This is a genomic window from Paenibacillus sp. PCH8 (genome assembly GCF_002968835.1).
Lineage (GTDB): Bacteria > Bacillota > Bacilli > Paenibacillales > Paenibacillaceae > Paenibacillus.
The window spans coordinates 570730-589418 of record NZ_PKQK01000002.1 but is presented as its reverse complement, the minus strand read 5'-3'; the positions used below and the strand labels follow the sequence as shown (position 1 = coordinate 589418).

Below are 18689 nucleotides of genomic sequence, written 5' to 3'. Positions count from 1 at the left end.
GGTCAAGAACAAGAAGCAGTATGTTCAACTAGTGCTTGTCCTAATGATTCAAAATATAGAATGTATTGGTATGAGACGATTTTTATATGTCTTAATAATTCTACGGGCCACACGATTCGTGCTCGTACAAACGATGGATATTGGGGTGGTGTATGTTGTTGATTTTTACCTAAAGAGAAGGATGCCTTCTCTTTTTTTATTAATTTTTAAGGAGAAAATTATGAAGTCAGATATTGAAAACATGCAATTTTTCAGGTCAATTAAACCTTTGGAAATAGGTGGATATATATCCAATGTTTCCTTACATATGGGAAGGACAGTAGAAGATTATATAACTGATCATTTATTTATATTTGCTTATACAACGACATGTGATGCTTGTTTAAAAGGATTGGAAGCTCTATATAACTTTTATAGAGAGCATAAGGAAATTAATCTTCTTATTCTTGTTAATGCTGCGGATGATAATGATATACACATTTTAAGAGGAACCTTCGGAGAAAATAATGTATTTAATTCTAAGTTACAGACTCTAAATAGAGATTTAGGAATTCAAGGATTTCCTTGGGGAATTGGTCTGAACAAAGCTGGACAGGTTATTACTTCATATCCATGTAGTACTAGGAAGAGCGTGCATGATATTATAGAACCTTTTTCTTATTTATCAGGGCTGAATTTATGAGATTGGGATTTAAGTGGCTAAGATATCTAATAAAAGATAATAAAAAAGATGTAATGTTAAATATTCTGATATTGATAATACTTTCTTTTTTAGCATGGATAGGTTTCCAGATAACAAAAAAGTTATTTGATGAGCTCTCGTTCGAACTCACGAACCCTAATGGGCTTTTTTTGATATGTATACTTCTATTAGCAATTAAGATAATTCAGATAGTAGTCTCAGAGATATCTTTTGTAATACAACAGAGATTTAATCTCAAAATGACAGCAAAGATTGAAGTTTATTTCATGAAATTATTAAAACCTAATACGATAACTTGGCTAGAAACGCCAGAATATAGAAATGATTTAAGTATTCTAAAGCAGACAATAGATCGACTTCCTCAATTAATCGACTCCGTTTTATCTTTTCTTCAAAATGCAACTTTAATTATTGTATATTTTTTACTTATATCGAATTATTCATGGTATTACGTATTAGTGCTACTTTTAGGTGGCATTCCTCTGGTTATGCATTATATGAATTATACCAAAGATACTGATATACAATTGAGAGGGTTAGTGCAGGAAAGAATTGAGACTTCAAACATTACGGGAATGTTGACGGATCCAGGAAATCAAAAGGATATGATAATGTTTGGGGATCGTAATTTTTTCATATCTAAATGGACTGCAGTTTATGGTAACATCCTCAATAAAACGGTTACTTTTCATAAAAAGTATGTAAATAAAAAAATAATTGTAAGTAGTATTTTTCCTTTAATATATACCATTATACAAATTCAATTAGTATATAAATTAATTATCCATGAAGTATCTCTAGGAGATTTGGTGGCTATCACAACTGCTATAGGAATCATAGAATCTAATTTTAGCACTCTGTTTAGACCTATTTCAGGATTTAAAAATTTTACTATATTCTCTAATAATTTCAATCATTTTTTTAAAAAGTATCAGTTTGAATCAAAGGGAGAATTAAAAGTAGGGCAAATAGAGAAAGTTGAAATAAAAGATTTGGATTTTATTTATCCTAACGGTAATAAGGTTCTTTGTAATATAAATTTAAGTCTAACTAGAGGTGACATTGTTTCATTTGTGGGAAAAAATGGTTCAGGAAAATCAACCTTAGCAAAAATAATAGCTGGTATACATGATGTTCCTAAAGGGGCTCTATACATCAATATGAATGATATTAATAATTTGGATCGTACAGAATTAATAAGGAAAATATCGCTTTTGAATCAAGATTATTCCAGATTTCCTTTGAATTCGTATGAAAATATTAAATTAAGTGATGTAGATGAGTATTCTAAACAAAAAATCAGAAAATTTCTGAAAGACAAACCTTTCTTGGTTCAAGATATTTCTGAAGAGGCATTAAACAAGAATCTAGGCAACCAGTACTTCTCTTCAACGCAGATATCTGGAGGTCAGTGGCAACGTATTGCTTTAACAAGATCACTTATTAAGGAAAGTGATCTACTAATAATTGATGAAGGTACTGCGGAAATCGATCCATTGTCCGAGTCAGAGTTTTTAAAATACCTTATAAATATTAGAAAGGATAAGATCATAATAATCATCACTCACAATTTAGCTTTGGCAGCACAAACTGATAGGATATTTGTTTTTGAAAAGGGGAACTTAGTTGAAGAGGGAACTCATAATATTCTCTTGGAGATGAACAGTATCTATAAAAAAATGTGGGGTGAAGAAAATGGATTTTAAATTCTTATTTGAAAAAAAAAATAAATATAAGGATAATGCTGAAATTGATTCATTAAAAAAATTGTTCTCTGCACACAATTACGACTTTAAATCATTTCAGGGAGCTATCTTTTTGTCCATCTATTGCATCAGATGTATGGAGATAATTCCATATCTTACAAGCATAGAAGATAAAGTTATCAAACATGAAGTAATCATAATAATTGATTGTGATAATGATGAGTTAGAAAAACTAAAAGATTACTTCGATATAAAATACCCAATAATAAATGCTGAATACGATTTTTTAGTGAGTGAGGTACAGGTCGAGAAAACTCCTAGTATAATCTTATGGGATTCTAATGAGGAAGTACTAATGAAACGTGAATTAAGTTCCAAGGAAGATATTTTAAAATTCTTTGGTGGCTTAGTTTAATGAGCTATATATTGTACTCATTAATTGATTTAATTTTATTTATTATATTCTTTAAATCACTTTTTCATAAAATTGTAGAATCTCATGACTTTATTTATGAAGTATATATTAGCCTGAAAAAGAAAGCTATTTTGGCATATTTTTCTATAGTAGCTATTGAAAGTTTATTGCTGTTTTGTATCTTTTTCAACATACTTCCTTTGAAAAGTTTCATCGCTTTTGGTTTATTACTGATGTTTACTTTTTATTTGTTATTCTTTAATAAGAAGAATGGTAGCAATTGTAATTGCTTTGGTAGAGAAAGCAAGCTAAATAACTATCCTATATTGAGAAATATAATTCTAATTTTTGTTGTAACAGTGCAATATTCTATTTATCCATCTGAAGCGATAATAAACAATGACTTGAGGTATAGTATCCTATTAATAATATGTTCATGCATGGTATTCGTAGGTATTATTAAGAAACTAAGAGAGGTCAAGCAATATGACTAATATTTTAGTTGTTATACTCATGATATTTTTCTTGGTTCTCGTCTATGTAAGAATAAAAATAGAAAGGTTTTATTCGAGGAAAATTTTAAAATATTTTATTTCTAAGTATAAGTTGAACACGTTTACTAAACCTATTTTATTTTTAAAGTTTGGTAGCGAAAATTTTAAAAAAATTGTATCGGTTCTAGATCAAATTGACGATGAATTTATTATTATACTAGAAAGTCCGACTTGGTTTCATGACTTGAAGATAGAGAAGTGGTCTCAACATAAGATCATTTGCGAAAGTAATGTAACTGGGAACAGTTTGATTCTTGAAGTGAATAATCGTATAAAAATAATCAATAGTGTAGAAGGATACTTGTACTCGCATTCTAAAAAATAAATATGGAGTGTAATTATATGAATAAGACCACAGGACTACTCTTATTAGCTGAATCTATAAGTTTTGACCCAAAAGTAAAAAAGCATTCTATAGAAAAGATATGTAACACTATAGAAAGTGATATTTTTCCATTTGTTTATGAATTTCGTTTATATATCAAATTATGGTTTTATAATCAGGAAAAGAGTGCAATGTTAAGTACATGTCTCTTTGATGATGAGCAAGAAAAAGTTAGATTTTTCCATGAAGAAGAAGTGTCAAATAAAAGAGATTCTAATATGACTCCAGGAATTGACTTTAATTTTTCTTTTAAGGCTCCCATCCCTAAACCAGGAAATTATAATATTAGGTTGTTTGAAAAAGATGAATTAATATGTGATTACCCTATATTCGTGAGTAATAAATGTTAATGGAATTAAAGTTTGTCTAACTCTTTTCTGATCGCTTGTGAACTTCTACCTTGCTAGTGGAGATTTCTAGCTTGCTACGTTCTATTATGCTAAGATATGAGTAACTCATGGAGGATTCTCCTTGTGTGAATGAGTGTATGTGAACTTTCATTCTACACGAATCAATCCGCCATGAGTCTTTTTTTATTTATTCCCAGTAAGTTTCACGCTTTATATTACAATCCGTCTTATAAAAATAGGCTTAAAACTGGCTGCGCGATTTGCAGTCTGCTGCAGAGGTAAAAGCTAGTTAACTGAAAACAGAAAAACTGATAACGATAATGAAGCGGGGCAACCCCTATTTTGATGAAGGAAGTGCTGGCAGGATGAATAATGAACAGGTGTTGGAACAGGTATTGGGTCGGATCAAGGCTCCTAATGAGGAAGTAGCGGCGGAAGCCTCTGCACATGTGGATGCATTGACCAAACCTCCCGGTAGTCTGGGGAAATTGGAGCAGCTGGTTATTCGACTTGCGGGGATCACTGGCATGGCTCGTCCGTGTTTTGATCGCAGAGCTGTTATTGTCATGGCCGCAGATCACGGCGTGGTGGCGGAAGGTATTAGTGCTTTCCCCGCCGAGGTAACGCCGCAGATGGTCCTTAATTTCCTGGCTGGAGGGGCCGCCGTCAATGTGCTTGCCCGCCATGCCAGAGCCGATGTCATCTGTGTGGATATCGGGGTTAATGCCGATCTGGAGCATCCTGAGCTGCTCTCCCGTAAAGTTCGTAAAGGCACGGCCAACATGGCACAGGGTGCAGCAATGACCCGCGATGAAGCAATTCAGGCCATTCTTGCAGGAGTCGACGTGGTATCGGCAGAGGTGGCAAAGGGAACGCAGTTGTTCGTTACCGGGGAAATGGGCATTGGCAATACAACCGCGAGTGCTGCGGTGATGTGTGCATTAACCGGGATCGCACCAGCTTCAGCAGTTGGGCGAGGAACAGGGATTGATGATGCGGGTTTGCAGCGTAAAGCCGCCGTGGTTAGTCAGGCTCTTAGCGTGAATTCCCCGAATAGGGAAGATGCACTGGACGTACTTTGCAAAGTGGGTGGACTGGAGATTGCCGGACTGATGGGTGTGATTCTTGCTGCAGCTGCGAACGGATGTCCTGTTGTCGTGGATGGATTCATCTCTACTGCTGCCGCATTAATTGCAAGACAGCTTGCTCCCGTGAGCACGGCTTATATGATTGCTTCCCATACATCGCATGAAAGTGGACATGCAGCCTTGCTCCGCGAACTTGATCTGAAGCCCATGCTGGATCTGGACATGCGGTTGGGTGAAGGAACCGGAGGTGTGCTTAGTCTTCATCTGATTGATGCAGCCTGTCTTCTTTTGAATGAGATGGCGACTTTTGCAAGTGCAGGGGTATCCGATGGGACGAACAAGGCTTCGGATGCCGATCTGGGTGCAAGTGAGGGTGATGTAGCGGATTCTAATGTTACAGGTGCTTCGACGGTTCAAGGAGAGGTATCGCTATGAGTGTGTTGGTAACAGGGGGCGCGCGTAGCGGTAAAAGTTCGTTTGCCGAGCGTCTCTGTATGCAGCGTTCCTCGGAGGCATGGTACGTGGCCACGGCTCAGGCGTATGATGACGAGATGCGTGAGCGTATACGTCTGCATCAGAATCAGCGCGAGGCATCGGGATACCTGTGGCATACGGTGGAGGAACCGATGGCATTGCCCGCATTCATTACACGTATGGGAGAAGACCATACGGGCACTTCGGCTCCGACCATTCTGGTCGATTGCCTGACCCTATGGTTGACCAATGTCCTGCTTGCGCATGAAGATGAACCTGAGCAGGTTATGCAGGATCATATGGATGCACTGGTAGAAGCCATCAGAATGTACCCGGGTCTGCTGGTGCTTGTCACGAATGAAGTGGGCGACGGTATTGTACCGGAGTATGCGCTTGGCAGAACGTATCGGGATCTGGCAGGCATATTGAATCAGCGGATTGCAGCCATATGTGGTGAAGTGTTCCTGGTGACGGTGGGGATTGCGATGGAGCTGAAAAGCAAGGAGTATCGGTTATGAAGGAAGGTTCTCCTACTCATCATCGTAAACATGCGGCTGCGGCCGCTTTTCAATTCTTGTCCCGATTTCCGGTGAAAATGCAGATCGATTTCGTCCCGCCGTTGCTGCGGGAAAGTGTCGTCTTTTACCCGCTGGTCGGTGCTGCAATTGGACTATGTGTCTGGCTCGCAGGGGCACTTACGGGCGCGGTACTCCCAGCCTTTCCGGCTGCAGTGTTGACCTTGACGTTATGGGTATGGCTCACCGGTGGCCTTCATCTGGATGGTTGGATGGATACGGCGGATGGTCTGCTCAGTTATCGTAGCCGTGAACGGATGCTGGAAATTATGAAGGACAGTCGTGTGGGAGCCATGGGTGTAATCGCCTGCGTTCTATTGTTAATGATGAAAGGCGCCCTAATCGCAGATTTTATCGCACGGGGTAACTGGGTCTATGGTGCGCTGCTGATCCTGCCCATGATCTGGAGTCGCTGGTTCATGGTGTATGCCATCTCGGCCTGGCCGAATGCTCGTGGAGACGATGGACTTGCTGTTTTATTCAAAGGATTAGGTGAGCGGAGAGAGGTCCAGCGTTCGCGCAACTCTGCGGTAGGGCTAACTATTCTGGCAGGTGTAATTACGATTGCGGGCGTATGGATATTCCAGCCACATATAAGTACTGCGGATGCGATGATGAGTAGCCTGGGAACATTGCCATGGTGGTTATATCCGGTGACGGCGGTGATTGTCATACCTGTTGCGTGTTACATCATCGGTAAATTCGTTGCTGCACGTATCAGTGAAAGGCTGGGCGGACTAACAGGAGACACCTATGGAGCGATGAATGAGCTGCTGGAGGCAGCATTGCTGACGGTGCTTAGTCTTCTTCAGGGGCTCTTTTGGCTGTGAAAGATGCACAGAATGAGGAATGTGGGACATAACAGGGAGACTGAGGTGATGGAGCGTGGAAGATACGTCTGTACAACACCCGGCGGCAGTACTTATGCTGCAAGGAACGGCATCAGATGTGGGGAAAAGCGTAATTACGACAGCACTGTGCCGAATATTCAAGCAGGATGGCTTCAAGCCAGCCCCGTTTAAGTCACAGAACATGGCACTGAATTCTTACGTAACGGAAGATGGCAAGGAGATTGGCCGGGCTCAAGGAGCACAGGCTGAAGCCTGTGGCATTGAAGCGACAACGGATATGAATCCGATCCTGATCAAGCCGGTGCGGGACATGCATTCACAGATTGTGGTACACGGTGTACCCTATGCACAGATGAGTGCGTCAGACTATCGGCAGCACTTCCTGCCTGAAGCGAAGCAGACGGTTATGGATGCGCTGAATCGATTGCGGGACAGTTATGATATGGTGCTGATGGAAGGGGCGGGTAGTCCTGCGGAGATTAACCTGAAAGACCGGGATATCGTCAACATGAATCTGGCAGGCTGGGCCGATGCACCAGTCATTCTGATCTCTGATATTGATCGGGGTGGTGTATTTGCTTCCATTGTCGGTACACTGGAGCTGCTGGAGCCCCATGAGGTGCAGCGTGTGAAAGGTTTCATTATCAACAAGTTTCGTGGGGATCTGTCGCTGTTGCAGCCCGGACTCGACTGGCTCGAAGAACGGACAGGCATTCCAGTGTTGGCTGTATTGCCTTACATAAGAGATATTCAGATTGAAGCGGAGGATTCGGTGGTGCTGGACTCCATGCGCCATGGCAAATCTGGCAAGACAGAGCTGGATCTGGTGGTGATTCGATATCCGCGTATTTCCAACTTTACAGACTTCGATGCGCTTTCCCGTGAACCGGATGTGAATGTGCGTTACGTGACTTCACCAGAGGAATTGGGAAGTCCGGATGCCATTCTTCTACCAGGTACGAAGGATACAATAGGTGATCTGGCGTTTCTGCGTGAGTCTGGACTGGAGCAAGCGATTGCCGGCCAGACCGAACGTGAGCACGTTCAACTTGTAGGTATCTGTGGCGGATACCAGATGCTTGGACGGCACCTCAAGGACCCATTTGCAGTGGAGGCGAATCAGATTCAGGAAACGCAGGGACTCGGCTGGCTCCCCCTATCCACCACGTTTCTTCAGGAGAAGCAGACGGTCAGGGCCTCCGGACGAGTACAGTCTCATCATCCAATTCGTCTGCACGGTGAACGGGAAAGAAATATGGACGTTGCTCCATTACCGATTAACGGATATGAGATTCATATGGGCGTTACGGAGTGCCACGAGCCTGAACGTGTAATCAGCTTGTTCGAAATTGCACATCCGGGTGGGCAACCGTTCCATGAAGGCTGGGGCACAGCGGATGGCAAAGTGTGGGGAACCTACCTGCACGGTTTGTTCGAAAGTGATCAGTTCCGCCGTTCATGGCTGAATGGTCTGCGTGAAGGAAAGGGACTGGCTCCACTTCAGGAGACATATAGTGCGCATGAACGTAAGGAGATGGAATTCGATCGGGTAGCCGAATCGTTGCGGTCCTCATTGGATATGAAGCGTGTGTACAAGATTATGGGTGTTCCGGCACCGACGTGCGCAAGAGAACAAAGTCAACAGCCGATATGAACGAGAAAACATAAGGTGATATCAGTAAGTGAACAGAATTAGTACAGCTCAGGCAATGATTATGAAATTGATTGAAATAGCATTTATTAATCGTCATAACACATCTGTTATACAAGAATACCCCCATGTCCAACAACCCGTTCTCTGGAAACGGAATGTTAGCGGCATGGGGGTATTTGTATATCCTATGAATATATGAGGTTTAAATCAGCCAATGATGGGTTAATGGTATACCTGATCAATTGATTTTGAAATTCTTCATGGCGGATTGCAGCTCTACAGCTTGCTCATGCAGATGTCGCACCGTATTCGAATGTGAATCCATCTCTCCGAGCTGAAGATCTGCTGTGGAGGCAATCTGTTGCATGCTCTCACGGGACTTGGACGTAATCTGTGCCGTTTCTTCAACGGAGGCACTCACTTCTTCTGCACCAGCGGATACTTGCTGCGTGGAAGCAGACACCGTTTGAATCGTCAGATTGACGTTCTGGATCAGCTCATTCAGTTGCTGGAAGGCTGAACCTGCCTGTTGAACAACAGTCGCGCCTGAACCAATCTCCCTGGTTACACGGTTCATGGCGTCAACCGAGCGTTCAGCGTCTTCACGAATGGTACCCAGATAATCCGAAATTTCCTCGGTGGCTGTCTTGGATTGTTCGGCAAGTTTGCGAACTTCTCCGGCAACGACAGCGAATCCTCGTCCGTGCTCACCCGCACGTGCTGCTTCAATGGAAGCGTTGAGCGACAACATGTTGATCTGTTTGGTGATCTCGAAAATCGAAGCAACAATGGTACCGATGGCTACTGAACGTTCATTCATGGTTTCGACATAGCGCAGTGATTCGCTTGCAGTCTGACCGACACGTTCCATCTGCTCCACAGCATGCTGAGCGAGGCGATTACCGTTCACTGCCTCATTGGCAGCTTCACTAATTTGATCGGATACTTCGGCAGAAGATGAAGCGATATGCATGATACCTTGCGTAATTTCTTCCATAGCTCTGGCATTCTCGGATGCACTCGAAGCAATGCTGATGCTACCTTTCTCTGCATCCTCTGCAGAGCGGCTGGAGTTTCGGACCATACCAGACATGGATTCGACCCGTTGAAGCAGGTCATTGGAGCCTTCCACAACTTCATTCGACGTAGACAGGGCACGGCTAATCATTTCTTTGAGGTTATGCGTCATCGTCTGGAAGCTGGCAGCAAGCTGGGCAATTTCATCTTTGCCATTAATTTGAAGCTCAGCGGTCAGATCACCTTGGGATATCTGTTTACTATGTTGCACGAGCTTGATGATCGGTTTGGTAACTCTTTTGATCATACTAGTTGAGATAAGCCAGCCGAGCAAGAAGACTAATGCTGTAATCCCAAGACATAGCCAGAAGACCTGTGTAATTTTGTCCTGAATGAACTGGGCATCCATACTTACAGCCATAATCATGTTACTTCCGGCGATCGGCATAAAGGCTGCTTTATGTACACCGAAGGAGTCGGAGAAGACGTCGCTGATGACCATTTCTTTGTTCTCGATGGCTGTATTCATTGCGGTTTCTACATTAATCTCATCCTGGGCTTTCATGCCGGAGGAAGAGTTAGCAACAACAACTTTGGCTGAGCCATCTTGTATGGAGATTATGTATGCTGCGTCCAGATTGTGCTCTTTAGATTTATCTGCCAAGTAGGATTCTACGGTCATGGCAGCACCTTCGGCTCCGGCTCCGCCACTCTGTACCTGTAGAATTTTGGAAGCAGATGTATTCTTGTATATATCCTGAATGGATGTGTTCAGGACCTTGTCGAACTGCGGGAGCACATAACTTTGAATAATATTCATCGATACGGCATAGAAACTAATACTGAACAACAGAGAAGCAACTAGCAGAACGAGGAACAAGGTGCCTCTTATTTTGCCAGCAACGGTGCGATTGCGAAACATAGAATCATCCTTTCACGTCATGTTCATTAACATTGTCGCTTTCCCATGATCACAAGACCTATCTACCAATGAAGAAAGGCCTAGTTTATACGTTGAGAAAACTTGGGAATAAGCGGATATACCTATATTACAGAATTAACCGGAGGTTGAATACAACAATTTTCACGATTTGGTATATTTCTTTCAGAAATAGATGAATTTATTACATGCATATTACATAATATCAATTAAAACCTACCAGAATAGTTTGTTATATGATATATTGTAAAATGTCATGTTGGAAGATTGAGAAATAGAAGAGAAAACCGGATGAATTCGGTTACGCACATTTGAGGAGGATTTATAAAAATGAATACTTTTCTAGTCATATTGAATGTAGTGGTTATCCTTGCTTTGTTGGGTGTCCTCTACTGGATGCAGAAGAAACACATTTCCTTTACGAAACGCGTATTTGCGGGTCTGGGTATGGGGGTTGTGTATGGTGTTATTCTTCAATTGATCTACACCTCTGATTCTGACATCATCACGAAGTCGGTCGATTGGTTTAATCTGGTCGGTTCAGGATATGTTCGCTTGTTACAGATGGTCGTGATTCCATTGATTATGGTGTCGATTATCTCGGCGATCATGAATCTGAAAGGCAAGCAAAACCTTGGTAAGATGAGTATTTCGATTATTGCGATTCTGTTGATTACCACGGCGATTTCGGCAGGGGTCAGTATTGTGACAAGTCTAGGATTTAACCTGACTTCCATTGAGATTCAAGGAGGAGATCGGGAGACTGCCCAGATACAGAAGGTGGAGGAACGTTTGGTTGATGTGAAGGATCAGACGATTCCACAGCAGGTGCTGGAGTTCATTCCTTCGAATCCATTTGCGGATATGACGGGAGAACGTCGTACGTCTACACTGGCAGTTGTTATTTTCTCAGCCTTTATCGGTGTTGCTGTACTTGGACTTGATCGCAAAAAACCACAGCAGGCGGAAACGTTCCGAGGCATGGTTAATGCGGTATATGCGGTGGTTATGCGGATCGTAACGTTGGTGCTTAGGTTGACGCCATACGGAATTTTGGCGCTGATTACGAAGGTGACGGCAACCACGAATCCAGAAGAGATTCTGAAGCTGATCAAATTCGTCATTGCGTCCTACGTTGCGTTGATTGTCATGTTCATCATCCATCTGATTATCATCTCGTTGTCCGGGTTCAACCCGATTACGTATGTGAAAAAGGTTCTGCCAACGCTGGTATTTGCCTTTACGTCCCGTTCGAGTGCTGCGGCTATTCCGTTGAACGTGGAGACACAGACGAAGAAGCTGGGTGTATCGGACGGGATCGCGAACCTGTCTGCAAGCTTTGGGGCTACGATTGGGCAAAACGGCTGCGCCGGGATCTATCCGGCCATGCTGGCGGTAATGATTGCTCCGACGGTCGGAATCGACCCGATGAGCTGGGACTTTATCGTAACGTTGATCCTTGTTGTCATGATCAGTTCGTTTGGAGTGGCTGGTGTTGGCGGCGGGGCAACCTTCGCCTCCCTGATCGTGTTGTCCACGATGAACCTGCCTGTGGCTTTGGTTGGACTGCTGATTTCAGTTGAGCCGCTGATCGACATGGGTCGTACTGCTCTCAATGTGAACGGGTCGATGACTTCAGGACTCGTGACGAGCAAAATTTTAAAAGAAAATGATCAGGATACGTTCAATGATCAGAGCCGTGAGCTGGATTCAGCGGTTCAGGCGTAAGCTGGATATTTCAGTTCAAGTGCGGCAAGCCTTAGCTGCTTTAGTGTAAGCTGGAGCAGCTTGAGGCGGGGCTACAGCAATTGGATAGGTGCAGAGCGCGGTAGAGACTGAGCGATCTGCGAGATATAGGCGAAGAGCCGTCCTTCGGAGAAATGCGAAGGGCGGTTCTTTGACGTGAAGTTACACCAGATTGTGCAGGGCAGACGCTGTGATGGAGTTCTTTTTTACAAGACAGGTGAATTCATAGGTAGCTGATAAGCAGGGATTGGCTGTTAAGGATGGGGTCGCATTGGTATGGCTTAGATAGGGATAGGGGAATTTAGTACTGTTCAATGGAAGAGAAATATGATAGAGTATTCATGTTTTGGCCCTGAGCCGAACCGCGGTTCGTAACCATCCCGCGTAATCAAAACTAGGAAGGCAGTGTATGTATTTATGTTTAATTTGGGCTTTGGAGCGGTATTCGTTCTCGTTACTTATGGATTTTTCCTCTTGTGTTACCGCTTGTTCGGTAAAAAAGGTCTGTATGCCTGGATAGGTGTGGCGACGGTTATCGCCAACATTCAGGTGACCAAAACGATAGATATTATGGGCATCGTCCTGACGCTGGGTAACACCATGTATGTCAGCATGTATCTGACCAGTGATCTTCTCAATGAGAAGTACGGATCGGGTGAAGCGCGGAAGGCCGTATGGTTCGGATTCTTCACGCTCATTATGACGACGGTACTGATGCAGATGGTATTATACTTTGATCCGGCACCGACGGACTTTGCACAGGAATCGATGGAAAAGTTGTTTGGTCTGCTGCCACGTCTGGCCCTCGGAAGTCTGACTGCTTATTTCATCAGTCAGTTCCTGGATGTGCGGTTGTTCAGCTGGCTGCGTAAGGTCGCACCTGGGCGCAATCAGTTATGGATACGCACGAACGGTAGCTCCATTATCAGTTCATTTGTGGATACGCTGGTGTTCTGCACGATCGCATTTGCGTTCATCTATCCATGGGATATCTGGCTTGAAATCTTCCTGACGACATACATCATCAAGTTCGTATTAACGGCGGTAGGAACACCGTTTCTCTATGCTGCGCGTAACTTTAAATTCAAGGATGAAGTCTAGAGAATATTCAAAGAGTATCACTTAAAATCACCCTTTGCGCAGTCCATTGTAATTCGGACTCTGCAAGGGGATTTTTTATAGAAAACACATTTCCCCGAAACAAGGAAAATCCTTTTTACATGTTTATGAACAAGTTATAATATAAACGACCTGTCGTTATGAGCGTGTATCATTAGCCAACGATGATTTCAACCAAAGGGGAATCACACATGTACTCTACACTGCGTTATACACTGGAAAGCACTGGCACAACCTACGAGAATGATAGCATTAATGCCTCGTTATTGGTGGACTTGATCACCAATCTGGAATTGCAGGAATACGTAGTACTTGAACCTTCGGAGCTGGTGGAGGGAAGTATGTATATGCAGGCTGCTGCGCTTGAGGAACCAGGGCAAATGGTGGCGGAGATTCGTTTGAAGGAAGGCGAGGACGGTTTCCGGCATTACAGCTTCAGCACGACAGACACGACGGGGATTATTCAATGGTTTCTAGATTACTGGGGAAAGAAACAGCTGCCACAGCTGGAATCCTGGCAGGATATCACGCATGAGTTGGACTAATGGTAAATGAGTGAGCAGGAATAAGATCACGTAGAATGCAGACGGAGTAATTTAAGAATATGCTTCGTATTAATTACAATCCCGCAACCCATGATAACATGGATTTGCGGGATTTTTGCGTTCACGTGTGTACTTTATTGTTTTGAAGATACAGTTCAGCACAGTTTCGTGCAGTTTAGTTTATGATGCATAATATCGGCTGAGCATTGATGTATATGGGGCTGTTTTTGACATAGATCACAATTGGACTAATCTGTAAGGATTTGCAGTTCTTTCGGATATGTCGTCAGAACTTCTACACCCGTCTCTGTAACGATAACATCATCCTCGATGCGGACACCGCCTGCTGCTGTATATATGCCCGGTTCGATCGTGAACACGGTACCTTCATTCAGGATGTCCATATTTTCTCCATGGAGGGAAGGATACTCATGCACATCAATGCCCAGTCCATGGCCTACTCTGTGCATGAAGCGCTCGCCGTATCCCGCTTCTTCCGTAACCTGACGTGCCGCACGATCCACTTCCGCACAGGTAATGCCTGGTTTCACCACTCGGATGGCAGCTTCGTTTGCTGCGAGCACGGTGTTATAGATGGTTCGAAGTTCAGGTGAGATGTCACCAAAGGCAAATGTGCGCGTGATATCCGATGCGTAACCGCCAGCATAGACACCCATGTCGAACATCAACAGGTCCCCATGTTGCAGTTTCCGTTCACCTGGCGTTCCGTGTGGCAGACCTGTTTGGGGTCCTGTGAGCACCATGGTATCGAAGGAAGGACCATCGGCACCCAGCTTCTTCATCTGATATTCCATCTCGGCGACAAGCTCAATCTCGGTTACGCCAGTACGGACGTGGGAGAGGCCTTGACGCAGTGTTTCTTCGATTAGATGAATGGCGTGGCGAATGCGGGCGACCTCATCTGGTGTTTTCTTTACACGTAACGTGCGCAGCAGGGGCCCAACATCTTCAAAGCTGGCAGCACCCAAAGCGGCGGTCAGCTGCTCATAACGTGCGACAGTTACATATTCTTTTTCGAGACCGACACGTCCCAGACGTCCCTGATAACGTCCGAACAAGGCGTATGGATTATCCGTATCGGTATGAGTGGCGATGTTGGATACCGAGGAAGCGGCTGAGGCTGCTTCAGCGTCGAGGGCAGGTACGATCAACAACGGTTCTTCGCCACGTGCGAGAACAAGACCGAGGAAGCGTTCGTGCGGATTACTTGCAAATCCAGTTAAATAGTAGATATGTTTCGGATCTGTGATGAGCATGGCATCCAAACCTTGCGCAGACAGATCGGCTTCGAGTCGGGATAAAGGGTTTTGATTCATGAGTGTATATGTCCACCTTTCCATTCGTTCTATCTATCTATTATAAAAGATTATTGGGGAAATCCAAATTGGAGGGTTAATATGCTCCGTGAACTCATGTAATTTCTTCCGTTTAGGTGGCAGATGGTAAGGGTAATACAGGGCGAAATCGCTTTGAGGTTGCTCGCGTTGAATGAAGGAATTTGAAGACAAATGATATGTTCTAATTTGGATATAGAATCACAAAGAAATTCGAAAGGAGATGGAATGATGAATAATCGACTAATCGCTCCGCTGTACGCTTCATTATTAAGTGTGGCCCTGTTAACAACGTCTTGTGCATCGGGCAGCCCTGAGACAGATCCAGAGCAGACGTCTCAGGGACAGGGAACGGGTGAGGAGCAAACTCCCAATGGAGAGAATAGCTATGCAACTGGTGGTGAGAGTGAGGAGCAGGAAAATACGGTTGTTCCATATCAGGCATCTGTTCTGGTCGAAGGACTGAATGCACCATGGGAGCTTGTGAGTGTACCAGATGGTCGGATGTTTGTAACCGAGCGACCGGGTGCGATTCGGGTCATTGAGGATGGAACGTTGTCACCTGAACCATTGATTGCATTTGCAGCCCCGTTTAATGAAGAAGGTGAGGGTGGACTTTTGGGTCTTGCTGCTGATCCGGATTTTGCGGATAACGGTTATCTGTACGCATTCCATTCCTATCTGGAAGGCGATGAGATCGCCAATCGGGTGTTACGTCTCAAGGTGAGTGCTGGGAAAGCGGTTATTGACAAAGAGCTGCTTGGTAACATCCCCGGCGGGGTGAATCATAACGGAGGACGGATCAAGATCGGCCCGGATAAGTTGCTCTATATCACGACTGGAGAGCGTTATGAACCGGAGTTGGCTCAGAATGAAGATAGCCTTGGGGGTAAAATATTGCGAATCGGTCTCGACGGATCGTTCCCTGCGGACAATCCATGGCCGAATTCCCCGGTATACAGTATGGGACATCGGAATGCACAGGGACTGGCCTGGAACCCGGACAACGGGTATCTCTATGCCACGGAACATGGTCAGCGGAATCACGACGAGATTAACCGGATTGAAGCCGGAGAGAATTATGGCTGGCCTGAAGTCGAGGGAGACGACGATGACAATGGCGCATATCAGGCTCCGCTTGCACATAGCGGGGATGATACATGGGCTCCGTCTGGTGTAGCATTTGTGGAGGAAGGTCCATGGGCTGGATCACTGATTGCAGCGAATTTGCGTGGTGAGCAATTGCTCAAAGTCACCCTATCGGAAGATGGCACACAGGTAGATCAGGTGGAACCAATCTTCGAAGATGAGTGGGGGCGTATTCGCAATGTCAGTGCTGGGGAGGACGGAAAGTTGTACGTACTGACGAACAATCGGGATGGACGCGGGTCACCCCGTGAGGGTGATGACAGACTGATTGTGCTTACCCCGGAGAGCTAAGGCTGATCGCACTATTACCTCGTTAATAACGCGGTTTTGGTCGCAAGGCAGGTCATCATGAAGCGTAGCAATTAATGGAGCTGCGCATCGGGGAAAGAAGTACGCATGGTTAAAGGAATTAAGGAGCTGTCCCGTCAAATTCCTTGACGTAGGGGACAGCTCCTTAATGGTAATGTGTATCATTCTAATAACCGCATATGATGCTATCCATTGAATGCGATACTCGTACTTGAATGTGATACAAAGTATGGTGTCATACTCAGGGTAGAATTGCTTCAAAAGAATGCGGAGTGTACTATACACTCACGAGTCTGGCCTACCCTATGTGGGCTTCGATCTTTAAACTTTACTTACTCTGCATCCTCCGCAAGCTCAGCGATGCGTTGCTCAGGCGCAGTGGTGAATTCGCCCCCATGATAACAGAGAACCTTCTGGATTGTAAGCCCGGTCAGTTTCTTCAGGCTACGCAGGGCCTCAGGCATGTCCGGTGTCGCAGGTGGCGCGGGGCCAACCAGTTCATCATCGACCACACGAAGTTCATCGGCGGCGAGCAGGAACTGCTGCTCCGGGAAGTACAGGCAGATATGACCTGGCGTATGTCCCGGTGTGTGAATGACCTGGCAACCGTTTGGAAGAGGCAACATGTCTCCATCCGCCAGAGTTCGGCTAATGTTAACTTCGGGCAGCTGCATGAGCAACTGGTCTGCCAGTGCCAGAACGGGAGCGGATAACATCGCGCGGCGCTCCGGTGTGAACTTGATCAATGGTTTCTCACCTGTGATATATGGAATTTCAGCAGCATGAGCCCAAATTTCCAGATCAGGAATGGCGTCCAGAAGTGCACCCAGGTTACCGATATGATCGATATCCTGATGGGTAATAATTACACGTTTGATATCCGAGAGCTGTACGCCCTCTTGTTCCAGAGAGGATTGAAGCTCTGCGAATTGTCCAATCATGCCCGTGTCCACCAGGGTAATACCATCTTCGCCACGAAGCATGACAGGGAATATGGGGTTTTTCCCCGAAGGTGTAGGGATATGCAGTTGTAACACAGTGATCGAGTTGGTTGAGTTCGCTGGATTAGTCATGGTAGTCCGGATTCCAGTCCGGTACACCTCCTAATGGATGCTGATGTTAGCCCTTATTATTCAGGGCGATTATATTGTAAGTGTTTTCTATATTTTTTTACCGTATGGAGCAGTTCTTCAAACGTTTCTTCTTCATTACTGCCGTCCTTCACAATGGTGACCAACGAGAAGTTCTCATGAACAAGTTTGTTCCTCTTCAGAAATACCAGACTAAGCGCATCGGCAAAGTGTTCTTTTTCAAATTTCAGGGCAATGTGTTCTTTATTCAATTCAGCTTGAATAATCTCCATATTGGATCGTGCACGGTAGGCAGGAGTTTTCATCAACTGGGTCGAATTAAACTTTTTCTGATATACGTGTTTGTACAATTGATTTAACATTTGTTCCATAATGGCGCATAATTCAATGATCATTGAAGCATATCTTCGGTTCTTGCGTTTTCGGGTGAGTTCACGTGTTTCCTCATGGTCCAATATACCGTATTCTTCATACAGCGTAGAATCGACGTTATGCAAGATATCCTGATATTCCTGTTCGAGTAGTGCGATTTCAAGTTTGGCTTGTCGTTTAACTTTTTTAAAATCCTCTTTGGTCAGCATACTTGTCCTCCCATGGAAACCTAGATGTGATCAGTTCATTATCTCATATTGTCCGTCGAAGTGCCTCTTTTCCTGTGATCGG

At 44.3% G+C, this 18689-nt stretch carries 17 protein-coding genes; 13 read left to right on the top strand and 4 right to left on the bottom strand.

Going from position 1 to position 18689, the window contains the following annotated elements; translation table 11 throughout:
- The first annotated feature begins 220 nt into the window (after positions 1 to 220).
- The 9 genes from C0Q44_RS15360 (at position 221) to C0Q44_RS15315 (ending at position 8755) form a co-directional block, all read left to right on the top strand.
- Positions 221 to 682 carry a thioredoxin domain-containing protein gene (locus C0Q44_RS15360; RefSeq protein WP_146113459.1) on the top strand — a complete coding sequence of 154 codons (462 nt, stop codon included), beginning with the start codon at positions 221 to 223 and terminating at the stop codon, positions 680 to 682.
- 260 nt (positions 683 to 942) lie between these two features.
- Entirely contained in the window at positions 943 to 2409 is a 1467-nt protein-coding gene (locus C0Q44_RS15355; RefSeq protein WP_181151011.1) for an ATP-binding cassette domain-containing protein, read from the top strand.
- The gene (locus tag C0Q44_RS15350) at positions 2390 to 2824 is read left to right on the top strand and encodes a hypothetical protein (protein ID WP_181151010.1); all 435 of its coding nucleotides are present in this window, start codon (positions 2390 to 2392) and stop codon (positions 2822 to 2824) included. The genes C0Q44_RS15355 and C0Q44_RS15350 overlap by 20 nt, the downstream gene beginning before the upstream one ends.
- On the top strand, positions 2824 to 3318 hold the full coding sequence (locus C0Q44_RS31805) for a MauE/DoxX family redox-associated membrane protein (RefSeq protein ID WP_105408153.1): 495 nt from the start codon (positions 2824 to 2826) through the stop codon (positions 3316 to 3318). The genes C0Q44_RS15350 and C0Q44_RS31805 overlap by 1 nt, the downstream gene beginning before the upstream one ends.
- 402 nt (positions 3319 to 3720) lie before the next feature.
- Positions 3721 to 4113, top strand: a complete 393-nt coding sequence (locus C0Q44_RS15335) for a DUF6941 family protein (RefSeq protein WP_105408151.1) — start codon at positions 3721 to 3723, stop codon at positions 4111 to 4113.
- A gap of 365 nt (positions 4114 to 4478) precedes the next feature.
- Positions 4479 to 5636: a nicotinate-nucleotide--dimethylbenzimidazole phosphoribosyltransferase gene (gene cobT, locus C0Q44_RS15330; RefSeq protein WP_105408150.1), complete on the top strand. Its 1158-nt coding sequence runs from the start codon at positions 4479 to 4481 to the stop codon at positions 5634 to 5636.
- Positions 5633 to 6193, top strand: a complete 561-nt coding sequence (gene cobU / locus C0Q44_RS15325) for a bifunctional adenosylcobinamide kinase/adenosylcobinamide-phosphate guanylyltransferase (RefSeq protein ID WP_105408149.1) — start codon at positions 5633 to 5635, stop codon at positions 6191 to 6193. Before cobT ends, cobU begins: the two co-directional genes overlap by 4 nt.
- On the top strand, positions 6190 to 7080 hold the full coding sequence (gene cobS / locus C0Q44_RS15320; RefSeq protein ID WP_105408148.1) for an adenosylcobinamide-GDP ribazoletransferase: 891 nt from the start codon (positions 6190 to 6192) through the stop codon (positions 7078 to 7080). Before cobU ends, cobS begins: the two co-directional genes overlap by 4 nt.
- A 94-nt stretch (positions 7081 to 7174) precedes the next feature.
- Positions 7175 to 8755, top strand: a complete 1581-nt coding sequence (locus C0Q44_RS15315; RefSeq protein ID WP_105408503.1) for a cobyric acid synthase — start codon at positions 7175 to 7177, stop codon at positions 8753 to 8755.
- Between the two features lie 238 nt (positions 8756 to 8993).
- Here the strand turns inward: C0Q44_RS15315 and C0Q44_RS15310 are convergent, their stop codons facing one another.
- Positions 8994 to 10694, bottom strand: a complete 1701-nt coding sequence (locus C0Q44_RS15310; protein WP_105408147.1) for a methyl-accepting chemotaxis protein — start codon at positions 10692 to 10694, stop codon at positions 8994 to 8996.
- A gap of 348 nt (positions 10695 to 11042) precedes the next feature.
- On the opposite strand from C0Q44_RS15310, the gene C0Q44_RS15305 reads away from it, so the two are divergent.
- The 3 genes from C0Q44_RS15305 to C0Q44_RS15295 all read left to right on the top strand — a co-directional run bounded on the left by C0Q44_RS15305 (position 11043) and on the right by C0Q44_RS15295 (position 14122).
- A complete protein-coding gene (locus tag C0Q44_RS15305; protein ID WP_105408146.1) occupies positions 11043 to 12440 on the top strand; it encodes an L-cystine transporter in 1398 nt (465 codons plus the stop codon).
- Between the two features lie 435 nt (positions 12441 to 12875).
- A complete protein-coding gene (locus C0Q44_RS15300) occupies positions 12876 to 13559 on the top strand; it encodes a queuosine precursor transporter (RefSeq protein ID WP_105408145.1) in 684 nt (227 codons plus the stop codon).
- 209 nt (positions 13560 to 13768) lie between these two features.
- Entirely contained in the window at positions 13769 to 14122 is a 354-nt protein-coding gene (locus C0Q44_RS15295; protein WP_105408144.1) for a hypothetical protein, read from the top strand.
- Between the two features lie 248 nt (positions 14123 to 14370).
- Here the strand turns inward: C0Q44_RS15295 and C0Q44_RS15290 are convergent, their stop codons facing one another.
- Positions 14371 to 15459 carry a M24 family metallopeptidase gene (locus tag C0Q44_RS15290; protein WP_105408143.1) on the bottom strand — a complete coding sequence of 363 codons (1089 nt, stop codon included), beginning with the start codon at positions 15457 to 15459 and terminating at the stop codon, positions 14371 to 14373.
- A 249-nt stretch (positions 15460 to 15708) separates the two neighbouring features.
- Between C0Q44_RS15290 and C0Q44_RS15285 the strand changes: the two genes are divergently transcribed.
- Positions 15709 to 16917 carry a PQQ-dependent sugar dehydrogenase gene (locus tag C0Q44_RS15285; RefSeq protein ID WP_105408142.1) on the top strand — a complete coding sequence of 403 codons (1209 nt, stop codon included), beginning with the start codon at positions 15709 to 15711 and terminating at the stop codon, positions 16915 to 16917.
- A 350-nt stretch (positions 16918 to 17267) separates the two neighbouring features.
- Here the strand turns inward: C0Q44_RS15285 and C0Q44_RS15280 are convergent, their stop codons facing one another.
- A complete protein-coding gene (locus C0Q44_RS15280; protein ID WP_105408141.1) occupies positions 17268 to 18008 on the bottom strand; it encodes an MBL fold metallo-hydrolase in 741 nt (246 codons plus the stop codon).
- A 56-nt stretch (positions 18009 to 18064) separates the two neighbouring features.
- Entirely contained in the window at positions 18065 to 18607 is a 543-nt protein-coding gene (locus tag C0Q44_RS15275; RefSeq protein WP_105408140.1) for a hypothetical protein, read from the bottom strand.
- Between the last annotated feature and the right edge of the window lie 82 nt (positions 18608 to 18689).

Bases quoted from the DNA above. Each gene is read 5' to 3' on its own strand.
- C0Q44_RS15360 (WP_146113459.1), top strand. From the start codon at position 221: ATGAAGTCAGATATTGAAAACATGCAATTTTTCAGGTCAATTAAACCT.
- C0Q44_RS15355 (WP_181151011.1), top strand. From the start codon at position 943: ATGACAGCAAAGATTGAAGTTTATTTCATGAAATTATTAAAACCTAAT.
- C0Q44_RS31805 (WP_105408153.1), top strand. From the start codon at position 2,824: ATGAGCTATATATTGTACTCATTAATTGATTTAATTTTATTTATTATA.
- C0Q44_RS15335 (WP_105408151.1), top strand. From the start codon at position 3,721: ATGAATAAGACCACAGGACTACTCTTATTAGCTGAATCTATAAGTTTT.
- cobT (WP_105408150.1), top strand. From the start codon at position 4,479: ATGAATAATGAACAGGTGTTGGAACAGGTATTGGGTCGGATCAAGGCT.
- cobU (WP_105408149.1), top strand. From the start codon at position 5,633: ATGAGTGTGTTGGTAACAGGGGGCGCGCGTAGCGGTAAAAGTTCGTTT.
- cobS (WP_105408148.1), top strand. From the start codon at position 6,190: ATGAAGGAAGGTTCTCCTACTCATCATCGTAAACATGCGGCTGCGGCC.
- C0Q44_RS15315 (WP_105408503.1), top strand. From the start codon at position 7,175: ATGCTGCAAGGAACGGCATCAGATGTGGGGAAAAGCGTAATTACGACA.
- C0Q44_RS15310 (WP_105408147.1), bottom strand. From the start codon at position 10,694: ATGTTTCGCAATCGCACCGTTGCTGGCAAAATAAGAGGCACCTTGTTC.
- C0Q44_RS15305 (WP_105408146.1), top strand. From the start codon at position 11,043: ATGAATACTTTTCTAGTCATATTGAATGTAGTGGTTATCCTTGCTTTG.
- C0Q44_RS15300 (WP_105408145.1), top strand. From the start codon at position 12,876: ATGTTTAATTTGGGCTTTGGAGCGGTATTCGTTCTCGTTACTTATGGA.
- C0Q44_RS15295 (WP_105408144.1), top strand. From the start codon at position 13,769: ATGTACTCTACACTGCGTTATACACTGGAAAGCACTGGCACAACCTAC.
- C0Q44_RS15290 (WP_105408143.1), bottom strand. From the start codon at position 15,459: ATGAATCAAAACCCTTTATCCCGACTCGAAGCCGATCTGTCTGCGCAA.
- C0Q44_RS15285 (WP_105408142.1), top strand. From the start codon at position 15,709: ATGAATAATCGACTAATCGCTCCGCTGTACGCTTCATTATTAAGTGTG.
- C0Q44_RS15280 (WP_105408141.1), bottom strand. From the start codon at position 18,008: ATGACTAATCCAGCGAACTCAACCAACTCGATCACTGTGTTACAACTG.
- C0Q44_RS15275 (WP_105408140.1), bottom strand. From the start codon at position 18,607: ATGCTGACCAAAGAGGATTTTAAAAAAGTTAAACGACAAGCCAAACTT.